At 60.4% G+C, this 22,052-nt stretch carries 19 protein-coding genes; 7 read left to right on the top strand and 12 right to left on the bottom strand.

The genetic code is table 11. From position 1 onward, the window contains the following. The 7 genes from NA645_RS15720 to NA645_RS15690 all read left to right on the top strand — a co-directional run. Positions 1–374, top strand: a 374-nt coding sequence (locus NA645_RS15720) for a helix-hairpin-helix domain-containing protein (RefSeq protein WP_256049695.1), incomplete at its 5' end; no start/stop codon positions are given. A gap of 29 nt (positions 375–403) precedes the next feature. After that, entirely contained in the window at positions 404–2,890 is a 2,487-nt protein-coding gene (gene infB, locus NA645_RS15715) for a translation initiation factor IF-2 (RefSeq protein WP_256049694.1), read from the top strand. 100 nt (positions 2,891–2,990) lie between these two features. Next, a complete protein-coding gene (gene rbfA / locus NA645_RS15710; protein ID WP_131650780.1) occupies positions 2,991–3,380 on the top strand; it encodes a 30S ribosome-binding factor RbfA in 390 nt (129 codons plus the stop codon). A gap of 3 nt (positions 3,381–3,383) precedes the next feature. Beyond that, complete coding sequence (gene truB / locus NA645_RS15705; RefSeq protein ID WP_256049693.1) at positions 3,384–4,301, top strand: tRNA pseudouridine(55) synthase TruB; 918 nt, start codon at positions 3,384–3,386, stop codon at positions 4,299–4,301. 119 nt (positions 4,302–4,420) lie between these two features. Then, a complete protein-coding gene (gene rpsO, locus NA645_RS15700; RefSeq protein ID WP_003280896.1) occupies positions 4,421–4,690 on the top strand; it encodes a 30S ribosomal protein S15 in 270 nt (89 codons plus the stop codon). A gap of 168 nt (positions 4,691–4,858) precedes the next feature. Beyond that, the gene (gene pnp, locus NA645_RS15695; RefSeq protein WP_256049692.1) at positions 4,859–6,964 is read left to right on the top strand and encodes a polyribonucleotide nucleotidyltransferase; all 2,106 of its coding nucleotides are present in this window, start codon (positions 4,859–4,861) and stop codon (positions 6,962–6,964) included. A 432-nt stretch (positions 6,965–7,396) separates the two neighbouring features. Further along, entirely contained in the window at positions 7,397–7,768 is a 372-nt protein-coding gene (locus tag NA645_RS15690; protein WP_256049691.1) for a BON domain-containing protein, read from the top strand. A 64-nt stretch (positions 7,769–7,832) separates the two neighbouring features. Here the strand turns inward: NA645_RS15690 and NA645_RS15685 are convergent, their stop codons facing one another. From NA645_RS15685 to NA645_RS15630, 12 genes are all read right to left on the bottom strand, one after another. Further along, complete coding sequence (locus tag NA645_RS15685) at positions 7,833–8,141, bottom strand: DUF2845 domain-containing protein (RefSeq protein ID WP_256049690.1); 309 nt, start codon at positions 8,139–8,141, stop codon at positions 7,833–7,835. A gap of 11 nt (positions 8,142–8,152) precedes the next feature. Next, a complete protein-coding gene (locus NA645_RS15680; RefSeq protein ID WP_374105183.1) occupies positions 8,153–8,449 on the bottom strand; it encodes a DUF2845 domain-containing protein in 297 nt (98 codons plus the stop codon). After that, on the bottom strand, positions 8,449–11,385 hold the full coding sequence (locus tag NA645_RS15675) for a DUF748 domain-containing protein (protein WP_256049689.1): 2,937 nt from the start codon (positions 11,383–11,385) through the stop codon (positions 8,449–8,451). Before NA645_RS15675 ends, NA645_RS15680 begins: the two co-directional genes overlap by 1 nt. A gap of 85 nt (positions 11,386–11,470) precedes the next feature. Next, complete coding sequence (locus NA645_RS15670) at positions 11,471–12,487, bottom strand: class I SAM-dependent rRNA methyltransferase (RefSeq protein ID WP_256049688.1); 1,017 nt, start codon at positions 12,485–12,487, stop codon at positions 11,471–11,473. A 230-nt stretch (positions 12,488–12,717) separates the two neighbouring features. Next, positions 12,718–13,593 carry an oxygenase MpaB family protein gene (locus tag NA645_RS15665; protein WP_256049687.1) on the bottom strand — a complete coding sequence of 292 codons (876 nt, stop codon included), beginning with the start codon at positions 13,591–13,593 and terminating at the stop codon, positions 12,718–12,720. Positions 13,594–13,711: 118 nt separating this feature from the next. After that, positions 13,712–15,376 carry a glucose-6-phosphate isomerase gene (gene pgi / locus NA645_RS15660; RefSeq protein WP_181100316.1) on the bottom strand — a complete coding sequence of 555 codons (1,665 nt, stop codon included), beginning with the start codon at positions 15,374–15,376 and terminating at the stop codon, positions 13,712–13,714. A gap of 354 nt (positions 15,377–15,730) precedes the next feature. Then, positions 15,731–16,111, bottom strand: coding sequence for an aspartate 1-decarboxylase (gene panD, locus NA645_RS15655; protein WP_003298244.1), 381 nt, complete (start codon positions 16,109–16,111; stop codon positions 15,731–15,733). A gap of 99 nt (positions 16,112–16,210) precedes the next feature. Then, the gene (gene panC, locus NA645_RS15650) at positions 16,211–17,074 is read right to left on the bottom strand and encodes a pantoate--beta-alanine ligase (protein ID WP_256049686.1); all 864 of its coding nucleotides are present in this window, start codon (positions 17,072–17,074) and stop codon (positions 16,211–16,213) included. Then, positions 17,071–17,871: a 3-methyl-2-oxobutanoate hydroxymethyltransferase gene (panB, locus tag NA645_RS15645; RefSeq protein WP_256049685.1), complete on the bottom strand. Its 801-nt coding sequence runs from the start codon at positions 17,869–17,871 to the stop codon at positions 17,071–17,073. Before panB ends, panC begins: the two co-directional genes overlap by 4 nt. 166 nt (positions 17,872–18,037) lie before the next feature. Then, on the bottom strand, positions 18,038–18,532 hold the full coding sequence (folK, locus tag NA645_RS15640) for a 2-amino-4-hydroxy-6-hydroxymethyldihydropteridine diphosphokinase (protein ID WP_256049684.1): 495 nt from the start codon (positions 18,530–18,532) through the stop codon (positions 18,038–18,040). Continuing rightward, positions 18,532–19,932 (bottom strand): polynucleotide adenylyltransferase PcnB, encoded by a 1,401-nt coding sequence (locus NA645_RS15635; protein ID WP_256049683.1) that lies wholly within the window; start codon positions 19,930–19,932, stop codon positions 18,532–18,534. The genes folK and NA645_RS15635 overlap by 1 nt, the downstream gene beginning before the upstream one ends. 653 nt (positions 19,933–20,585) lie before the next feature. Beyond that, a complete protein-coding gene (locus NA645_RS15630; protein WP_256049682.1) occupies positions 20,586–22,001 on the bottom strand; it encodes a sigma-54-dependent transcriptional regulator in 1,416 nt (471 codons plus the stop codon). Between the last annotated feature and the right edge of the window lie 51 nt (positions 22,002–22,052).

The raw sequence follows: 22,052 nt of genomic DNA, 5'->3' as shown, positions 1-22,052 counted from the left end.
AACTGGCGCAGGTACTGGTCGAGGAAGGCTTCACTTCGCTCGAAGAGGTTGCCTACGTCCCAATGGAGGAAATGCTCGGCATCGAAGGCTTCGACGAAGAAATCGTCAATGAGCTGCGAACCCGCGCCAAGGATCGTTTGCTGACCAAGGCGATCGCAACGGAAGAAAAACTGGCAGATGCTCAGCCAGCCGAGGATTTGCTCGAGCTGGAAGGCATGAACAAGGAACTGGCGGTCGAGTTGGCAATGCGGGGTGTCATCACCCGCGAAGACCTGGCCGAGCAGTCGATTGACGACCTGCTCGACATAGACGGCATAGATCAAGAACGTGCCGGCAAGCTGATCATGGCCGCCCGAGCCCATTGGTTCGAGTAAGTAATTTAGCGGCCTGAGGAGAGAGATGCATGACGCAAGTCACGGTGAAAGAACTGGCCCAAGTGGTCGACACACCGGTCGAGCGACTGCTGCAGCAGATGCGTGAGGCAGGACTGTCGCACACCAGCGCCGAGCAAGTAGTGACCGATAACGAAAAGCAAGCGCTGTTGGCGCACCTGAAGAGCAGCCACGGCGCCAAGGTGGATGAGCCGCGCAAGATTACGTTGCAGCGCAAGACCACCACCAAACTGAAAGTGGGTGGTAGCAAAACCATCAGCGTTGAAGTTCGCAAGAAGAAAACCTTCGTCAAGCGTAGCGCCGACGAAATCGAGGCCGAGAAACAGCGCGAGCTGGAAGAGCAGCGTGCCGCCGAAGAGGCGGCTCGTCAGAAGGCTGCCGAGGAAGAGCGCCTGCGCGCCGAGGAAGAGGCTCGCCTCCAAGCGGAAGCAGCGGCGCAAGCAGCAGTTTCTGCACCAGTCGAGGCACCGGTTGCGGCGGTTACTCCTGAGCCCGCTCCGGCCGTCCCGGTCGAAGAGCGCAAGAAGGATGAGCCGCGTCGCGCAGAAAAGGCCCGGAGCGACGATGATGAGCGTCGTGATCGTAAACAGGCGCAGCATCGCCCTTCGCTGAAGGCCAAAGCGCCACTGTCGCGTACCGTCCGTAGCGGCGAAGACGATGCGGACGGCTTCCGTCGCGGTGGTCGCGGCAAGTCGAAGCTGAAGAAGCGCAATGCGCATGGTTTCCAGAGCCCGACTGGCCCGATCGTTCGTGAAGTTGCCATTGGCGAGACCATCACTGTCGGTGATCTGGCACAGCAGATGTCGGTCAAGGCGGCTGAAGTCATCAAGTTCATGTTCAAGATGGGCAGCCCGGTAACTATCAACCAGGTGCTGGATCAGGAAACTGCTCAGCTGATCGCCGAGGAGTTGGGCCACAAGGTCAAGCTGGTCAGCGACAACGCCCTGGAAGAGCAATTGGCTGAACTGTTGAAGTTCGAAGGCGAAGCGATCACCCGTGCGCCGGTCGTGACCGTAATGGGCCACGTCGACCATGGTAAAACCTCGTTGCTCGACTATATTCGTCGCGCCAAAGTAGCGGCTGGTGAGGCGGGTGGCATCACTCAGCACATCGGTGCCTATCACGTGGAAACCGAGCGTGGCATGGTCACCTTCCTCGATACGCCCGGTCACGCCGCGTTTACCGCCATGCGTGCACGCGGTGCGCAGGCGACCGACATCGTCATTCTCGTGGTGGCAGCCGATGACGGCGTGATGCCGCAGACGATCGAAGCGATTCAGCATGCCAAGGCCGCGGGTGTTCCGCTGGTCGTGGCTGTGAACAAGATCGACAAGCCGGGTGCCGACCTCGATCGGATCCGTAGTGAGTTGTCCGTTCATGAAGTGACGTCCGAAGAGTGGGGCGGTGATACGCCATTCGTGTCGGTTTCCGCCAAGATGGGTACCGGCGTCGACGAACTGCTCGAGGCCGTTCTGCTACAGGCCGAGATTCTCGAACTGACGGCAACTCCGTCCGCTCCGGGCCGTGGTGTCGTGGTCGAATCGCGTCTGGACAAGGGTCGTGGCCCGGTCGCTACGGTGCTGGTGCAGGACGGTACCCTGCGTCAGGGTGACATGGCGTTGGTCGGCTCGAACTACGGGCGTATCCGCGCGATGCTCGACGAGAACGGCAAGCCGATTAAGGAAGCTGGTCCGTCGATCCCGGTCGAGATTCTCGGCCTCGACGGTACGCCGGACGCAGGTGACGAGCTCAGCGTGCTGGCAGACGAGAAAAAGGCACGTGAAGTGGCCCTGTTCCGTCAGGGCAAGTTCCGCGAAGTGAAACTGGCCCGCGCTCACGCCGGCAAGCTGGAAAACATCTTCGAGAACATGGGACAGGAAGAGAAGAAGACGCTCAACATCGTCCTTAAGTCTGACGTACGTGGCTCACTCGAAGCGCTGCAAGGATCACTCAGCGGTCTGGGCAACGACGAAGTGCAGGTGCGCGTGATCGGTGGCGGTGTCGGTGGTATCACCGAGAGCGACGCCAACCTGGCCCTGGCCTCCAATGCCGTATTGTTCGGTTTCAACGTTCGCGCTGATGCCGGTGCCCGCAAGATCGTCGAGCAGGAAGGTCTGGATCTGCGTTACTACAACGTGATCTACGACATCATCGAAGACGTCAAGAAAGCCCTGACCGGCATGCTTGGCAGCGACGTTCGGGAGAACATCCTCGGCATCGCTGAAGTTCGCGATGTATTCCGTTCGCCCAAGTTCGGTGCCGTCGCGGGTTGCATGGTCACTGAGGGTATGGTCCATCGCAATCGTCCAATCCGCGTGCTGCGCGACGACGTCGTGATCTTCGAAGGCGAGCTGGAATCCCTGCGTCGCTTCAAGGATGACGTCGCCGAAGTGCGCGCCGGTATGGAGTGCGGTATAGGGGTCAAGAGCTACAACGACGTCAAGGCTGGTGACAAGATCGAAGTGTTCGAGAAGGTCGAAGTGGCGCGTTCGCTCTAAGCAAAACGCTAGCTTGAAGCTGGAAGTCAGAAGCCGGAAGCTGCTCGTGCAGCTTCCGGCTTTGGGCTTCCAGCTTTCGGCTTTTAAGAAGGTATGAAAGATGGCAAAAGATTACAGCCGTACCCAGCGTATCGGCGACCAGATGCAGCGCGAGCTGGCACAGCTGATTCAGCGTGAAGTCAAAGATCCGCGTTTGGGCTTGGTAACCATTACCGGGGTCGAGGTCAGTCGTGACCTGTCCCATGCCAAGATATTCATCACCGTCATGGGCAAGGATGACGATGAAGATGCCGTCAAATCCAGCCTTCGGATTCTCAACGAAGCGAGTGGATTCCTACGTATGCAGCTGGGCAAGGCGATGAAGTTGCGCACGGTGCCGCAGTTGCACTTCAACTATGACGCCAGCGTCCGTCGCGGTGTCGAGCTGGCCTCGCTGATCGAGCGTGCTGTCGCGGAAGACCGCAAACACAGCGATGATGTTGGAGAGTAATGCGTGGCACAGGTAAAACGTGTTCGCCGCGCAGTTAGCGGCATCATCCTTCTTGATAAGCCCCGTGGGTTCACGTCCAATGCGGCGTTGCAGAAGGTTCGCTGGTTGCTCAATGCCGAAAAGGCGGGGCATACCGGGAGTCTGGATCCGCTGGCGACCGGCGTGCTGCCGCTGTGTTTTGGCGAAGCCACCAAGTTTTCCCAGTATCTGCTTGATGCCGACAAGGGTTACGAGACCGTTGCTCAGTTTGGCGTGACCACCACCACGGCTGATGCCGAGGGCGAGGTAATCGAGCGCAAGCCTGTCGCCATCAGCGCGGCGCAGATCGAGGCGCTTCTGCCAGAGTTTCGCGGCGACCTGCTGCAGGTGCCGCCGATGTATTCGGCACTCAAGCGTGACGGTCAGCCACTGTACAAACTGGCGCGTGCAGGAGAGGTAGTGGAGCGCGAGCCGCGTTCTGTTACCATTGCCCGCCTGGATTTGCTCTCGCTGGAAGACGATAGGGCGCGTTTGGCCGTCGCCTGTAGCAAGGGTACTTATATCCGCACGCTCGTCGAAGATATCGGGCTGAAGTTAGGCTGTGGTGCACACGTAGCCGAACTGCGGCGGACTCAGGCGGGGCCTTTCGATCTGACCCAGACGGTCAGTCTCGAGGAGCTCGAGCAGGTCCATGCCGAAGGTGGAGCGGAGGCGCTAGATGCCTTTCTCAAGCCGGTCGATAGCGGGCTGGAACACTGGCCGCTGCTGCAGCTTTCAGAGCACAGCGCCTTTTATTGGTTGCACGGTCAGCCGGTACGGGCACCGGAAGCGCCGAAGTTCGGCATGCTGCGAGTGCAGGATCATAACGGTCGCTTTATCGGTATCGGTGAGGTGAGCGAAGACGGGCGTATAGCGCCGCGTCGACTGATTCGGTCGGAATGACCGATACGCAATGCGCCTCGGTGGTGTGTTGCGTCACGAGGATGGCTGTTGGCAGGCACGGTCAGCCCTCTTTTAAAACACGGGATGCGTCCCGGCCTGTTCACTGTAAGGAGCCCATCATGGCACTTAGCGTTGAAGAAAAAGCCCAGATCGTTAACGAGTACAAGCAAGCTGAAGGCGACACCGGTTCCCCGGAAGTGCAGGTTGCACTGCTGACCGCCAACATCAACAAGCTGCAAGGTCACTTCAAGGCCAACGGTAAAGATCACCACTCGCGTCGTGGTCTGATCCGTATGGTTAACCAGCGTCGTAAGCTGCTGGATTACCTGAAGGGCAAGGACACTACTCGTTACAGCACCCTGATCGGTCGTCTGGGTCTGCGTCGTTAAGACGTAGCGAGCTGGAAGCCTGGAGCTGGAAGCTTGAAGTCGTAAGTTGGAGAACCTCCGCTTCTGGCTTCGAGCTTCCAGCTTTTTGGCTTTTGCAGGAGAGATCGGGTCCGACTCCCGCCGCTCCCGCCAATTTCCCCCAAAGGCAACAGAGAGAAGGAAAGCACCGTGAACCCGGTAATCAAGAAATTTCAGTTCGGTCAGTCGACCGTAACCCTCGAGACTGGCCGCATCGCCCGTCAGGCATCCGGCGCCGTGCTGGTCACCGTCGATAACGACGTAACCGTGCTGGTCACGGTCGTTGGCGCCAAGACGGCTGACCCGAGCAAGGGCTTTTTCCCGCTCTCGGTCCATTACCAGGAAAAAACCTACGCAGCCGGCAAGATCCCCGGTGGTTTCTTCAAGCGCGAAGCACGTCCTTCGGAAAAGGAAACCCTGACTTCGCGTCTGATCGATCGCCCGATCCGTCCGCTGTTTCCGGAAGGCTTCCAGAACGAAGTGCAGGTCATCTGCACCGTGGTTTCCACCAGCAAGAAAACCGATCCGGACATCGCTGCGATGATCGGCACCTCGGCTGCTCTGGCAATCTCCGGCATCCCGTTCAATGGCCCGATCGGTGCCGCGCGCGTAGCCTTTCACCCGGAAACCGGTTACCTGCTGAACCCGACGTACGAGCAGCTCAAGGCTTCCAGCCTGGACATGGTCGTAGCCGGTACCAAAGACGCTGTACTGATGGTTGAATCGGAAGCCAAAGAGCTGACCGAAGACCAAATGTTGGGCGCCGTACTCTTTGCGCACGACGAATTCCAGGCCGTGATCCAGGCCGTGACCGAATTGGCTGCCGAAGCTGCCAAGCCGACCTGGGACTGGCAGCCTAAAGCGGAAAACACCGCACTGCTCGATGCCATCCGCAGCGAGTTCGGTGAGGCGATTTCCCAGGCCTACACCATCATCATCAAGCAGGACCGCTATGCGCGCCTGGGCGAACTGAAAGATCAGGTAGTGGCCAAGTTCTCCGGCGAAGAGGGTCAGCCTTCCGCTGGTGAAGTCAAAGAGGCTTTCGGCGAAATCGAATACCGCACCGTGCGCGAGAATATCGTTAACGGCAAACCGCGTATCGATGGCCGCGACACCCGTACCGTGCGTGGCCTGAACATCGAAGTCGGTGTGTTGGATAAGACCCACGGTTCGGCCCTGTTCACCCGTGGCGAAACCCAGGCACTGGTCGTTGCGACCCTCGGCACTGCCCGTGATGCGCAGCTGCTGGATACCCTTGAAGGCGAGAAGAAAGACCCCTTCATGCTGCACTACAACTTCCCGCCGTACTCGGTTGGTGAGTGTGGTCGCATGGGCGCAACAGGTCGTCGCGAAATCGGACATGGCCGTTTGGCTCGTCGCAGTGTCTCGGCCATGCTGCCAAGCGCTGACGAATTCCCATACACCATTCGCGTGGTTTCGGAGATCACCGAGTCCAACGGCTCCAGCTCCATGGCCTCGGTCTGTGGTGCTTCCTTGGCTCTGATGGATGCCGGTGTGCCGATGAAGGCGCCAGTGGCGGGCATCGCCATGGGTCTGGTCAAGGAAGGCGAGAAATTCGCCGTTCTGACCGACATCCTGGGTGACGAAGATCACCTGGGTGACATGGACTTCAAGGTGGCCGGCACTGCCAAGGGCGTCACCGCTTTGCAGATGGACATCAAGATCCAAGGCATCACTGAAGAGATCATGGAAATCGCGCTGGGTCAGGCGCTGGAAGCCCGTCTCAACATCCTTGGTCAGATGAACCAGGTCATCGGCCAGTCGCGTACTGAACTGTCGGCCAACGCTCCTACCATGATTGCGATGAAGATCGATCAAGACAAGATCCGCGACGTCATCGGCAAGGGTGGCGCCACCATCCGCAGCATCTGCGAAGAAACCAAGGCCTCGATCGACATCGAAGACGATGGTTCGATCAAGATCTTTGGTGAAACCAAGGACGCGGCCGAGGCGGCCAAGCAGCGCGTTCTGGGCATCACTGCCGAAGCCGAGATTGGCAAGATCTACGTTGGCAAGGTTGAGCGCATCGTTGACTTCGGTGCCTTCGTCAACATCCTACCGGGCAAGGATGGCCTGGTGCATATCTCGATGCTAAGCGATCAGCGTGTCGAAAAAGTCACCGATATCCTCAAGGAAGGTCAGGAAGTCGAAGTACTGGTGCTGGACGTGGACAACCGCGGTCGCATCAAGCTGTCGATCAAGGACGTAGCGGCGGCGAAAGCTTCGGGCGCCTAACGCAGCGATACTAAAAAGACCCTTAGGGTTCTTTTTGATTGAGACGAACCCCGCCAAACGGCGGGGTTCGTTTTTTTCAGGCAGGGTATCTTTTCTAGCGATCTCTTGAAGCTGATACCTAGCTCCCACCTGAGCTTGCGACGTTAATCCAACCGGCCACGCAACGCACTGCTTTCGTTAGTTGCGCGTCGTCGCGTCAGGTCGTGTTTGAAGCCTATCGAGCAGCGAAAGGATCAACGCCTTGTTGCAAGTTGCACGCTTCGCTGGATTGGAACATGCAGTGTGCTAGTGGCGTTCAGCTACTTGAATTCTCAACTTATTGATTTTATTAGGATTTGAAAAAACAAAAAGATGGCATGGCGCTTGCGATATTACCTGTGAATCTGCGTCGGAGTGATGCCGCAGACATTTGAAGAAAAACAGGAGTGCCATATGAACATTCAGAACTCTCTTACCGCTGTTGCCGTCGCCGCTGCTCTGAGCCTACCGATGGCAGGTGCCGCTTTCGCCGACACCACTCCAGCCCTGGATAAGACCGATACCGTCATGCTGGCAACCAACGACACCATGAAGGAAGCCGGTGATGCCACGTCCGATACCTGGATCACCACCAAGGTGAAATCGTCCCTGCTGGCCGAAGACGCCACACCGGGCATGGATATCGAAGTGGAAACCAAAGACGGCGTTGTATCGCTGTCAGGCACTGTAGCTACCGAAGCTGAGCGTGAGGCAGCGATCAGTAAAGCCAAGTCCATCAAGGGCGTACGTGAAGTCTCGGCTGATGGCCTGAAAGCTGCCGACTGATATTCGCGGCCGTCGCAGCAACAAATGAAGCCCCACTTTACAGTGGGGTTTTTTATTTACGTGTTTAGCGACCGCGCTGGCTTTCGATCCGGCGCAGCCGGTTTCCTTCGAAACGCAAGAAATGGTACATGCCGTTGGTTGGCCCGTAAGTCCATTCCTCAACTGGGACCTCATGGCGAAAGCCATAGTCATCGAGGATTTCCTTGTAGCCAACCAGGGCGGAGCTGGAGGGCTCTCCGCACTTGGTGCTGACCTCGCTGGTGGACGCTTCAAGGCTAACGAGCGCACTGCCGCAGCGATGCGTAGAAGACGCATGGGCGCCGGTGGCGAATACGAGCAGGCTCAGCAGGAGCAGGGGGGAACTGGGAGACATGTTGAGGCCTGTTAACGAGCGCGACGGGATTCGATGCGTACCAGCCGGTTGCCTTCGAACGTAAGGATGCTGAGCATGCCGTTGTCAGGCCCATACAGCCATTCCTCGACTACCATTTCCCGCCGGGCGTGAGGGCCCAGCGCGTAGCCGACCAGATCCCGCCGCACTGGCGCGCCGCACTTGTTCTCAACTTCGAAAGGCCGATCTCCGGTACTGATCAGCGCGCTGCCGCAGCGTAGCGTTTCCGCCTGGGCGAAAGGGGCTGCCAGGATAGTGCTGAGCAGCAGGGTATGGATTATGGCTGGCATCATTCGCTTCCCAGATGCAGGGGCGTTGGGACTTGTCCGTCTTGCTCGGCTTCCGCAATGCCAGTATCTAGCAGGTACACCCGCGAAGCATCGAGGCCAGCCTGATCGACCAGATAATCCTTGATCGAAGCGGCGCGGGCGCGGCTCAAGCGGCGTAGCAGGGCAGCGCTATCGGCTCGGCTGGTCAGTATGGCATCGCGCATCTTCTCGCTGCGCACCTGCTCGCCGAGCTCGCTCCATTGATCGGGTGGTTGCTGGCCGAGACGGCTGCGATAAATGCCTTCGAGCATGGCGGCTTTCTCCTCATCGCCAATTTCCAGTTGCCCAGCATCGGCAGGCACCTTGTCGCCGCGACGCTGCAGCATCTTGTACCAGGTTTCCTGGTATTCGTTCTGCAGCCATTGTTCGGCCAGCAGCGGTCCGTCGGCTTGAGGCGAGCTCTGTCCTTCGACTTCGAGGCGCAACACGGGTCGCTCATTCAGCGCACGGCCCAGGGTGTCCAGGTTGGCGCGCGCCGGCTGATCGAGGTCGCTACTGCCGGGTGCGAAGAGCACTTGGCTGAGATCTTCCTGGTCGCCGCCGACGACACCGGCGAGAAATTTGAACGGTGCCTTGACTGCACGAGTCAGGAGGTTGCGCAGTGTCTGCCAGACGATCGGCATAACATCGAACTGAGGGTTGTTGAGGTCGCCCTGAACCGGCAGCTCCAGCGAAATCGTGCCACGACTGTCTTTCAACAGCGCGACGGCCAGACGTACCGGCAGATCGACCGCTTCGGGACTATCCACTTTCTCGCCAAGCTGCAGCTGTTGCAGCACGACCTTATTCTCGGCGTTCAGCTGGCCCTGCTGAATGCGGTAGTGGAGATCGAGATCCATGCGGCCTTTGCGGATGCGATAACCGGCGAATTTCCCAGAGTAGGGCGAAAGGTTGGTCAGTTCGACCTGCCGGAAGCGCGTGGCGATATCGAGGCTCTGTAGCGGATCGAACGGCGTGAGGTTTCCCTTGATGCTGACCGGCGCATAGCGATCGACCTTGCCGTTCACGTCGACCGTGGCCGGTTGCTGCGCCTGGTTGTCGATCGTACCGATCTCACCGCTGAGCTCCTGCACGGCCGTTATGAAGGGAGGGCGCAGACTGAGGTCGGAAAAATTGGCCGAACCCTCATTGATGGCGATGCCGCCGATACGGATGCCCAGCGGCTCCGCTTGTTCGGTTGCCGCAGCAGCCGCGCTGTCGCTGTCAGCCGCGGTCGTCTTGTCCACCAACAGGTCATTGATATTGGTGGTGAGGTCCGGATTGATGATGAAGCGCGCGTAGGGCTGGGTCAGGTCGATGCGTTCGATTTGCAACTGTTGGGGATGCTGGTAATCCAGCCCGCCGAGTTGCAAGCGCTGCCATTTGATGAAGTCGCGATTGTTGATGGTATCGAGCGTATGCAGCTGGGTAATTTCGGCTGTCCCTCCGAGATTGAACGCCAGTGGCTCGGTGCCAGTCAGCTCAAGTTCCAGCTGACTGGCCAGCATGCCGCTGCGCAATTCGAGATGCACGAAGGGCGTCAGGTAGGCCTGAGCGATGCGCAGGTCGATATCCTGCGTGCTGATGCTAAGTCGTCCAGACGCAGGCTGCAGTTGAAGCTGTCCCGCCGCTTGCAAAGTGCCCTGGTTGCCGACGCCGGTGGTCAGTTCCAGCCCGAAAGGCGAAGTGCCCAGGCTGTCGAAATCGGATACAGCTAAATTAAGCGGACCCAGCTCCAGGACGACTTTTTCCGCCGGCACACGGTCACGCAGATGTACCCGGTAGTCGCGTAGCTGGGCGTCACTCAGCAGCACTTGCCAAGCTGCCGACTGGTCGTCTGCGGTGGCTGTTTGTACGGGTTCGACGGCGCCCGTCTGTTCAGTAGTCTCCGGCTGGGTGTTGGCGGATAATGATGAGGTCAGCAGTTTCTGCCAGTTCAGCTCGCCGTCGGGTTCGCGGATTACCCAGGTTTCCAGGGCATCGCTGCGCAGCTGGCCGATCACCACCTGTTGCTTGGTCAGATCCAGTGATGTCTGGCTGATTTCAAGCTTGTTCAGGCGAACCATTGGCTGCCCGCCGGCGGTGTCGAGTTCGAGCGGCGCCAGTTGGGCGTTCAGGTTGCTCAATTGCAGCTCGGTGCGCTCCGCCAGATCGAGCCGATAATCGCTGGCGAAACTCAGCCGGCCTTGCTGCAGGCGCAGTGGCAAGGCGTCATGGGCGTAGGCCCAGAAGTCCTTCAATGCCAGATTGCTGATTTTCAGCTGGCCGGACGAGCTGATGGCTGGCGCCAGATTGAACTGTCCGTTCCAGTCCACCCGGGCCCCGCTGGGGCCGGTCGCGACCAGCATTGCATCGGCTGCGTCATCCGAGCGGGTGGCGAAGTTCAGCAGCTCGAAATTGAGTGAGTCGAGGAGGAAGTCGATGGGCTCTTCGGGTCGCTGGTCGGCGAAGCGGACCGAGCCCTCTACCAGCTGCAGTCGGTCGATATGCAGGGCGAAGGGTTCTTCCGGCTCTTGCGTCTCTTCATCTTCAGCAGACGGTGGCAGGTCGAACAGTCGTGTCAGGTTGAGCGTACCGTCCTTGTCGAACACCACTTCGGTGTGCAGCTGGGTCAGCTCGATATTTTCTATCTGCAGGGCGCGGTGCCAGAGGCTGCTCCATTGCAGATCGAGATACAGACGTTCGAAGCCGAGCTGCGGCTGATCGGCCTCGCCGAGGCGCAGATTGAACAGCGTCAGCTCGAGACTGAACGGGTTGAATTCGATTCGTTCCAGGCGCGCCGGCACCGTCGCGTAATGGATCAGTTGCTGGTTGACGACACGCTGGGCGACACCAGGCAGTATCAGGAAGCCAAGCAGGCAATAGCAGACCAGTGCGGTCATCAGGCCGATGAGTGCGCGCTTCATTCCGTTGGGCATGCGGACCTACATTCCGAGCGATGGACTGCCTTGGAGTATGGCACGCCATGCGGGTTCCTCTATGCCACCAGTAACCCGTACCGCTTCACAATTGCAGCGTGAGAATCTTCAATGGCGGTCGCCCGTCGGCGGAAGGGAAGTCCAGCGCCGGCGACAATACCTGGCAATCGCGTACCGACCGTCCGGCCTTCGTTGCGCACCGCAGAACCTGCTCGCGCCAGTCGTCGAGGTCGACCTTCGCCAGGTTGTTGCAGCAGACCAGCACGCCATTTTCAGCGGTGGTGAGCAGTGCAGGCTTGAGCAGGCTCTGATAATCGCGCAGCAGGTCGACGGTGCCGAATGCGCTTTTCGACCAGGCTGGCGGATCGAGCAAGACCAGGTCGAACTGTTGCGGTACGAGGTGTGGATAGTCGGGCAGTGCTCGCCCACGGCGCTGTGGGACCGGCAAGCCCGCCAGCTGACGGATCGCCGGAAAATAATCCGACTGGATGAACCGCATCGGCGCCAGTTCGGGATTGAGCGCGCCGTTCTCCCGTCCGACCGCGAGGTTGCTTTCGGCGAAGTCCAGATTGCACACCTCACGCGCACCGCCGGCAGCCGCGCAGAGGCCGACGCCACAGGTGTAAGCGAACAGGTTGAGCACCGACTTGCCGGCGCTGTTGGCCTTGACCCAGCCGCGTGCGTTACGCAGATCGAGAAACAGCAGCGGATCCTGCCCGCTGTGCCGTGCACGGACCCGGTAGTTCAGGCCCCATTCGCGACCGATCTGATCCTCCAGCGCTGCCGGTTCGGCGCGATAGACCGAGTCGCTGCGGTCGATACGTGAGTTCCCCTGGGAGCGGTCGTTGTAGACCAGCGAGAGGTTTTCGCCGAGGCTGGTACAAAGCTGCTCATGCAAGGCCAATAGCTCGTCGCATTCGAGCGGCTGATGGAAACTTTGCACCAGCAGTTGCGGGCCATAACGGTCGATCGTCAGGCCGGGCGCGCCTTCCTGGCTACCGTGGAAGAGTCGGTAACAGTCGGTGGCCTGATCGTGCAGTTGGTCGAGTAGAGCTTCGCGATGGCGGAAGGCGGCGCGCAGCGCCTGTTCGAGAGAAGGCATGCGCGGCGACTCGGGAGAGAGGGACGCGCAGTTTAACGGAAATGTCGGCGCTAGGCCGGCGGTGCTTGGCAGCCCGTTGAGCTATCTGTGTTGGTAACACCGCGTAAAAAACAACCCGGTTTGTGAGCCCGGTCCGCTCCCTCGGCCTTTGGCTCGCTGCGCTCGCCTTTCGACCCGTTGGCCGTTGGCCGTTGCGCCTTGCCTGCCTCGCCTACGCTTTCATTGGCCTGCTAGCGGCTGGACAGTCCTATGCGCCGGTGCGCCCTGTGGGCCGAACCGTTGCGCACGGCCCAGCGCAGCACAGGGGCGGTGCGTCTGACGCCGAACCGTATCAGCTGGCGCTGAGCCGGGCTCTGCTGCAGTTCGAGCATGGCGCTCGCCCAGTCCGGCAGCAGCTCGATTCCCGCCTGCATCATCAGGGCGCCGAATGGCCGGGCCAGCGCGCTGGGTGCCGGTGCGTCGAACAGCACGCGGAGAATCTCCCTCGAGCGCTCGTCGCAATGCAGCTGTGGCCGTACTTCTTGCAGATACTCCGCAACCTGCTTTCTCGAGCGCGGCACCTGGTATGCACCAAGCGCTTCGGCGATCCGTGCGACCTCGGCGTAATAGCGGTCCTGATCCTCGCCAGACAGGGACGGGTTGAGATAGCGCAGGTGCGCCTTGAGAAAACTGCTGACTTCGGCCACGTGCACCCAGGTCAGCAGTTCGGGATCGTAGGCGGCGTAGGGGCGGCCATCGGCTGCATGGCCCGTGACCTGCAGATGGATCGAGCGGACCCGCTCGATCAGCCGCTGTGCATCCGCCTGGCTGCCGAAGGTTGTCGCCGATATGAATTGCCCGGTACGCCGCAAACGGCCTAGCAGGTCCTCACGGAAGTTCGAATGATCCCAGACGCCGGCCAGCGCCAGCGGATGCAAGGCTTGCAGCAGCAACGCGGAAATACCGCCGATCAGCATCGAAGTGAAGTCACCATGGACCCGCCAGCAGACCGAATCCGGGCCGAACAAGCCTGGGTCGCCCGGCGGCTGTTCATAGTCGACGCCGCCAATGGCCAGGCCGGTGAGGCTGAGCACCTGTGATTCGACGCGACGACGAATGAATTCCATGACCGGCGTTTCTGCAACGATTAGAAAGCAGGAATGTTACCCGATGGGTGCCGTTACCGATTGAAGGAGAAAGCGGGATTCAACCGGACAGCGTTTGCCGCCCGGTTGCAACGTAGGCTCAGCCGCGATGGCGACCGCGGAAGAAATCGATCAGGCCCTGGGTCGAGGCGTCTTCGGCTGGCGGTGCGTCGAAGCTGGTCATCTGACCGTACACGGCCTTGCCCAGATCCTTGCCCAGCTCCACGCCCCACTGGTCGAAAGAATTGATCCCCCAAATCACGCCTTGTACGAACACCTTATGCTCGTAGAGCGCAATCAGCGCGCCGAGGCGGCCGGGGCTGATGGTCTCCATCACCACGGTATTGCTCGGGCGATTGCCTGGAATCACTTTGTGCGGCGCCAGACGCTCGATCTCGGCTTCGCCAAGCCCCTTGGCCCGCAGCTCGGCTTCGGCTTCCTCGCGGGTCTTGCCGCGCATCAGCGCCTGGCTCTGCGACAGGCAATTGGCGTAAAGCCATTCATGGTGGTCGGCCACCGGGTTGTGGCTGACCACGGGCACGATGAAGTCGGCCGGAATCAGCGGGGTGCCCTGGTGCAGCAGCTGATGATAGGCGTGCTGGCCGTTAGCGCCGACGCCACCCCAGATCACCGGGCCGGTGCCGCAGGAGACCGGCGTACCGTCCTGGCGCACGCTCTTGCCGTTGGACTCCATGTCCATCTGCTGCAGGTGTTTGACGAAGTTGCGCAGGTAATGGTCGTACGGCAGGAAGGCGTAGCTCTGCGCGCCCCAGAAGTTGTGGTACCAGACGCCGAGCATCGCCAGCAACACCGGCATGTTGCTTTCGAAGGGTTCGCTGAGGAAATGACTATCCATGCTGTAAGCGCCGGACAGCAGATCCTTGAAGTTGGACATGCCGATGGCCAGTGCGATCGGCAGGCCGATGGCTGACCACAGTGAATAGCGACCACCGACCCAGTCCCACATCGGGAAGATGTTCTTTTCGCGGATGCCGAACTCAACGGCGGCCTTTTTGTTGCTGGTCACCGCGATGAAGTGGCGGTAGAGCTTCTCCTCGGTGCCGCCCTTGCCGAGATACCAGGTACGTGCGGCCTGAGCGTTCTTCAGTGTCTCGAGCGTGCCGAAGGTCTTGCTGGAGATGATGAATAGTGTGGTTTCCACGTTCAGCTTGGCGGTCACTTCGCGGAATTCGCTGCCGTCGATGTTCGCCAGGTAATGTGTGCGCACGCCATGCTGAGTGAAGGGCAGCAGTGCCTCGGAGACCAGCTGCGGACCGAGGAACGAGCCACCGATGCCAATGTTCACCACGTCGGTGATGGTCTTGTCGCTAAAGCCGCGCCAGAGATTGTTGTGAATGCGGGTGACGATGTCAGTCATCTGCGCCAGTGCGGCGTGCACATCGCGCATGATGTTCTGCCCGTCGACCATCACCGAATCACCCATCGGGCGGCGCAAGGCGGTGTGCAGGACCGGGCGATTCTCAGAGGCGTTGATCCGCTCACCTTCGAACATGGCGCGAGCGGCCTGCTCGACGCCTGCCTCGCGGGCCAGGTTCACCAGAAGGGTGCGCGTCTCGGGCGTGATCAGGTTCTTCGAGTAGTCGAGAAACAGGCCGCAGCAGGAAACCGACAGGTCATCGAAGCGTGTCGGGTCGGCCTTGAATGCGTCGCGCATGCTGAAGTTCTGCATGGCAAGGCGGTGTTCTTCCAAGGCCTTCCAGGACGACAGGCCGGTGGCATCGAGAGGGTGCTCGTAATAGCTCATGGTAGTGCGGCTTCCTTTGCTTTGGCGGACTGTCTCGATTCTGCTCTACCCCAGGCGTAGCCCTGGAGCTGCGGTCGGACAGTCATTCGATCATGCTGACACGCTGGCACTCATCCTGAATGCATCGGGCGCGTACCGCTCCGGTTCAATGAAGCGAGGGTGGCGCATCCTGCGCTGCCGAGACTGTCTGACTGGGAAAAACGCCCGGCGTTCCGAATGCTCGCCGCGCCTGGTGCCGATACCCGCCATAGCCCCCGACGACCATTACAGATTAGCTCGTCAGGGGAAAGCCTCGGGGCACAAAAAAGCCCGCAGCGCAAATGGCGTGCGGGCTTTCGGGTGGCTCATTCGCAGTCAGGCAACCTGGACCGGAATGGCGTTGCTGGTGTGGCTGAGTTCGCCATCTGCGCCCATGTAAAGGACGTGTGGCTTGAAGCTGGCCAGCTCTGCTTCGCTGTAATGGGCGTAGGCACAAATGATCAGGCGATGACCGACGCCGGCCTTGTGCGCGGCTGCGCCGTTGACGGAGATGATCTTCGAACCTTCTTCGCCACGGATGGCGTAAGTGGTGAAGCGCTCGCCGTTATCGACGTTGTAGATCTGGATCTGCTCGTATTCACGAATGCCGGCCAGGTCCAGCCAGTCGCCGTCGATGGCGCAGGAGCCTTCGTAATCCAGCACCGAGTGGGTCACCTGGGCGCGGTGCAATTTAGCCTTGAGCATGATGGCGTGCATGGCGGGTTCCTCCGGGTGCGCAAGCGGCGCAGAGTGTGCCCGAACCCACAAATGTGATCAAGACCGGGGAACGGGCAGGGCGGTGCCGATGGTCGGCGGTTATACCGGTGCGGATTTGATATCGACCAGCAGGTTGTCGATCAGGCGGGTCTTGCCGAGGAACGCCGCTGCGAGGATGACCAGCTCATGTGTATCGGCTGTCGCTGGCTGCAGATCCGTCGCGTTGCGAATTTCCAGATAATCGGGACGTAAGCCGGCTGCCTGCAGTGCCTGTTGCCCCTCGGCCAGTAGCGTCGGGTAGTCGCGATCCCCGTTGCGAATCGCGTCTGCCAGCTGGATCAGCGTGCGATACAGGGCTGGAGCGATGGCGCGTTCCTCGGTGTTGAGGTAGCCGTTGCGCGAGGACAATGCCAAGCCATCTTCGGCACGCATGGTCGGCTCGCCAATGATCTGCACGGGCATGTTCAGGTCGCGAACCATGGTGCGGATCACCGCCAACTGCTGGAAGTCCTTCTGGCCGAACACGGCAAGATCGGGCAGCACCATGTTGAACAGCTTGCTGACGACGGTCGAGACACCATCGAAATGGCCGGGCCGGCTGCCGCCACAGAGCCCTTCGGATACACCCGGCACACGGACAATGGTTTGCATGGCCTGGCCGTGGGGATACATCTCCTCGACACTGGGCGCGAACAGTAGATGGCAGCCCGCTTCGAAGAGCTTTTCCTGGTCCGCCGCGAGTGTGCGCGGATAACTGGCTAGATCTTCGTTCGGGCCGAACTGCAACGGGTTGACGAAGATGCTGGCCACCACGAAGTCCGCGCGTTGGCCGGCTTTTTTAACCAGCGCGATGTGGCCGGCGTGCAGGTTGCCCATGGTCGGCACGAAGCCAATGCGCTTGCCCTCGCCACGCGCGCGGGTCACCGCGGCGCGCAGGTCGGCGACGGTTCTGACCACGTTCATGCGGAAAATCCATGTTCGGCTGCGGGGAATTCGACGGCCTTCACTGCACGTACATAGGCGCCGATGGCTGCCGGGATATCGCCGTGCTCCTTCATGAAGTTCCTGACGAACTTCGGTGCGCGTCCACTGAGAGACAGCCCGAGCATGTCGTGCAGTACCAGCACCTGGCCGTCGGTGGCGCTGCCGGCACCGATGCCAATCACTGGCACCGTCACCGCTTGGGTGATGCGGGTGGCCAACTCGCTGGGTACGCACTCGAGCAACAGCATCGCCGCGCCCGCCGCTTCGAGCGCCTTGGCGTCAGCGATCATTTGCAGCGCCTGGGCTTCTTGGCGGCCTTGCACCTTATAGCCGCCCAGTACGTTGACTGTCTGCGGCGTGAGGCCCATGTGAGCGCAGACCGGAATGCCGCGCTCGGTCAGCAGGCGAATAGATTCGGCCAGCCATGCCGCGCCCTCGACCTTGATCATGTGCGCGCCGGCCCGCATTAGCGTTGCCGAGTTGTCCAGGGTCTGCTCGATGGTGGCGTTGGCCATGAACGGCAGATCGGCGACGATCATCGCACCGCGGTTGCCACGTTTGACACAGGCGGTGTGGTAGGCCATCTCTTCAACGGACACCGGCAAGGTGCTGTCGTGACCTTGCAGGACCATGCCCAGCGAATCTCCGATCAACAGCATCTCGACACCCGCTTCGCAGGCGGTCTTGGCGAAGGTGGCGTCATAGCAGGTGAGCATGACGATCTTCTCGCCTTTCTGCTTGAGGCCTTGCAGGGTGGTCAGGGTTACGTCTGGCATGAATGCCGTCCTCCTAGAGCCTCTGAGGGATCACGGTAGTCGGAGCGTCACCGATGGGCAGGATTACCAATTCGATGCGTGCCGGCAGAGGGCGCTTATAGTCCTGATGGCGGCGAGCTAAGTCAATCGTGAGTGTTACCCGCACGTTACACCTGTTACCGGTGGGTTACAGCGGTTCGTCGAGACGTTCGAGGCCTTCGAATGGGCAGGCCGCCAGCAGATCGGCCAGGCTGCGTCCATCTGGAAGCTGCAGATGCTGCGGCGCGATTTCGGCGAGCGGATAGAGCACGAAGGCCCTGGCGTGCAGATGATAGTGCGGGACGGTCAGGCGCGGCTCGTCGAGCAGTCGATCGCCGAACAGCAGGATATCGAGGTCCAGCGTTCGCGGTCCCCAGCGTTCGGCCTTGCGCTCGCGGCCGTGGGCCCTTTCGATGGCTTGCAGCGCGTCGAGCAGCTCCAGCGGGGCCTGCGAGGTTTCGAGCGCGGCGACGGCATTGTTGTAGCGCGGCTGATCCGGTGGGCCGAGCGGGTCGCTGGCGTATAGCGAAGACACCGCAACGAGCCGAGAAGAGGGGACGGCCGCCAGTGCCCTGAGCGCACCGCGTAATTGTTCGCGTGGTTCGGCCAGATTGCTGCCCAGACCGATATAAACCCGTTCCATTATTCGTCGGAGGTCGGTGCGCTTTCGTTCGGGCCGCGCTTGCGTCGACTGCCGCTACGGCGGCGTTTGCGCGGCGCTCCGCTGGCGTTGTCCTTGCTGCTGAGGCCGCGAATCATGTTGCGACGTTCGCTGTCGCTGGCCTCCTGGTAGTCGGTCCACCATTCGCCCAAGCCGTCGGTCTGCTCGCCGGCACTCTCGCGCAGCAGGAGGAAATCGTAGCCCGCACGAAAGCGCGGATTGTCCAGCAGCTGATCGGCGCGACGTCCCTGGCGGCGCGGCAGACGCTCCTGCATGTCCCAGATTTCCCGCATCGGCATGGTGAAACGTTTGGGTATAGCGGTGCGCTGGCACTGTTCCCAGATCAGCTCATGCGCGGCATCCTGCATCGCCGGTATGGGCGGCAATCCTCTGGCCTGCGCTTCGGCGACGCGCGCCGGCAGCGCCGGCCAGAGCAGGGCGGCGAACAGGAACGCGGGAGTGACGGGCTTGCCCTGGGCAATGCGCTGATCGGTATTGGCCAGCGCATTGCGGATCAGCGTGTCGGTGTACTCGGGATTGTCTTCCAGCGCCTCGGCGCTGGCCGGGAATAGCGGCGCGAAAAGGTCATGCTCTAGCAGCAAGTCGAAGGTGCGCTCGGCCTTGCCGCTGAGGAACAGCTTGATGATTTCGTCGAACAGGCGGGCTGAGGGCACATCGTTTAGTAGGTCCGCCAGATCGGCAATGGGTTCGGCGCTGTGCTGCTCGATCTCGAAGTCCAGTTTGGCGGCGAAGCGCACCGCTCGCAGCATGCGCACCGGATCTTCCTGATAACGCTGCTCGGGGTCGCCAATCAGGCGGATCAACCGGTTACGGATGTCGCTCACCCCATGGGTGTGGTCGAGGATGCGCTCGGTCGAGGGGTCGTAATACAGCGCGTTGATCGTGAAGTCGCGGCGCTGGGCATCGTCTTCCAGGCTGCCATAGACGTTGTCGCGCAGGATACGGCCGCTTTCGTTACGCGAAGCCAGGTGGCTGGCCTCGTCGTCATCTTCTTCCGGATGATTGGCGCGGAAGGTGGCGACCTCGATGATCTCGCGTCCGAAATGCACATGGACCAGCTTGAAACGTCGACCAATGACCCGAGCGTTGCGAAATTCGGCGCGTACCTGCTCAGGCGTGGCGCTGGTGGCGACGTCGTAATCCTTCGGGTCCAGATCCAGCAGCAGATCGCGGACACAACCGCCCACGACATAAGCCTCGTACCCGGCATGCTGAAGCCGCTCGACGACGCTGACGGCATGTCGGCTCAGATCATTGCGGTGCAGCGAGTGCTGCCGGCTGGACAGTATTTCGGGTGTGCGACGGGGATGCGGCAAACGGCGCAGGGGCAAACGAAAAGACTGGAACAGCTTTTTCAGCATGGGAGGCACTGTGTGGCGAAAGGACTGAGTGGCGAAGCGAATGGCCACGAACGAGCGTGGATTCTAGCACCGGGAGCCGGGATGGTGAACGAAGCGCGGGGAGGTGTCAAAAACGGCCGGGGCCAGAAAGCACTAAGGGGAGCCGAAGCTCCCCTTTTAAATGATGTCGCGTGCTTTGTTGTTATTAGTATTTCGGGCGTGTTGTTTTTGTTTGATCACCCGTTCCTTTCAGCTATCGCTTCCAGGAATCGCTCCTACATTGGGAGCAAAGAGCAAACGGATTGCTTTGGTCGCTGACTTGCCATCGATCATATGATCCAACCAGTTCAGGCTCTGCTTATGCAGTTTTTGTTGTTCTCAGCCTGGTTGTGGGGCAAAACCCCATTTGGCAGTTCCTCTCCAAAAGAATCAGTTAGCTACGCCTCCGCCTTCTTGTATTTATTCTGCTAGAGCCGGTACGTCTTGTTCTTATTGTGGGTCTGCTTGTTATTGTTGTTGTGCCAGATATAAAGCATTTGCTGTGCCAGTTTTCGAAAATCCTTATAAAACAGTTAGTTAGATTTTTTCATCGTCTTTTCGGCCTACAAAAAACCGGGTTCCCGTTACCGATGAACCCGGTTTCTGTTACGTCTCGATGGGGTGGGTAACAACCGCTACCCGGTGGCGCTCGACTTGCGCCGCGGGATTCCCAGACGCTGGCGACGCTCCCACAGGCACTTGCGGCTGATGCCCAGCTTGCGGGCAAGTTCGGTCTCGGTCATGTGATCCTGATGCTCGAGCACGAAATGCTGGAAGTAATCCTCCAGGGAAAGATCCTCGGTCGGCTCGTTGGTCGAGACGGCGCTACCCAACGGGGCACAGGATTCATCGAAATCGTCGTCGAGACTGTCGAATTCGATGTCGATGCCCAGTAGCTCCGCGCTGATTTCTTCGCTCTCGCTGAGGATTGCGGCACGCTCGATGGCGTTCTCCAGTTCACGCACGTTACCCGGCCAGGCGTAGTGCCGCACCGCCTGCTCTGCCTCGCGGGAAAAGTGCATCTCATCGGAACCCATGCGCTCGCTCTGCCGCGCCAGAAACGCCTTGGCGATTTCCAGGACGTCGGCGCCGCGCTCGCGCAGGGGCGGCAATTTCAAAGCGATGACATGCAGTCGGTAATAAAGGTCTTCGCGAAACTGGCCGTTCTTGGCCAGCGTTTTCAGGTCGCGGTGGGTCGCGGCGATCAGGCGCACGTCGACCTTCTGCGACTGGGTAGAGCCGACACGCCGGATTTCGCCTTCCTGTAACACGCGTAACAGTCGCGCTTGTGCTTCCAGCGGCAGCTCGCCGATTTCGTCGAGAAACAACGTGCCGCCATCGGCCGCTTCCACCAGGCCGGCGCGACCGGCACTGGCGCCGGTGAATGCCCCTTTCTCGTGGCCGAAGAGTTCGGATTCGATCAGGGTTTCGGGAATGGCGGCGCAGTTGACCGAGATCATCGGTGCCTTGGCGCGGCGGGAAAGATTGTGCAGCGCGCGCGCAACGAGCTCCTTGCCGGTGCCCGATTCACCTTGGATCAGCACGTTGGAATCGGTTGGCGCGACCTTGCGAATCTTGCTGAACAGATCCTGCATCGGGCCGCAGCGGCCGATGATGCCGATCTCGCCGTTACCGGAGCCGCTATCTGTTACCGGGCCCGCGGCGCTGCGCGAGGCGGCAGCCGGAGCGGTGGCTGCCTGCTGTCGGTCGTGGAGAATGCGAGCCACGGTCTGCAGCATTTCGTCGTGATCGAAAGGCTTGGCGATGTAGTCCACCGCGCCCATCTTCATCGAGTCCACTGCGGAGCGCAGGCTCGCGTAGCTGGTCATGATCAGCACCGGAGTGCCTTCGGCGAGCTTGATCAGCTCGGTGCCGGGCGCGCCGGGCAGGCGCAGATCACTGACGATGAGGTCGAAACCCGGAATGCTGTAGCGCTCCTGCGCTTCCTGCACCGATCCGGCTTCGCTGACTTCGTACTGGTTGCGTTCGAGGAGTCGGCGCAAGGCGGAGCGGATGATGGTTTCGTCTTCGACGATCAGAATATGTGACATCAGTACTCTCTCGACGGTCTGAAAGCGGCTGCAGCTCGGTAGGAAAGGGCG

It is taken from the genome of Stutzerimonas stutzeri (assembly GCF_024448955.1).
In the GTDB taxonomy this organism is placed as follows: domain Bacteria; phylum Pseudomonadota; class Gammaproteobacteria; order Pseudomonadales; family Pseudomonadaceae; genus Stutzerimonas; species Stutzerimonas stutzeri_AQ.
Note: the sequence above shows the minus strand (reverse complement) of the source record. Positions and strands in the feature narration are given on the sequence as shown.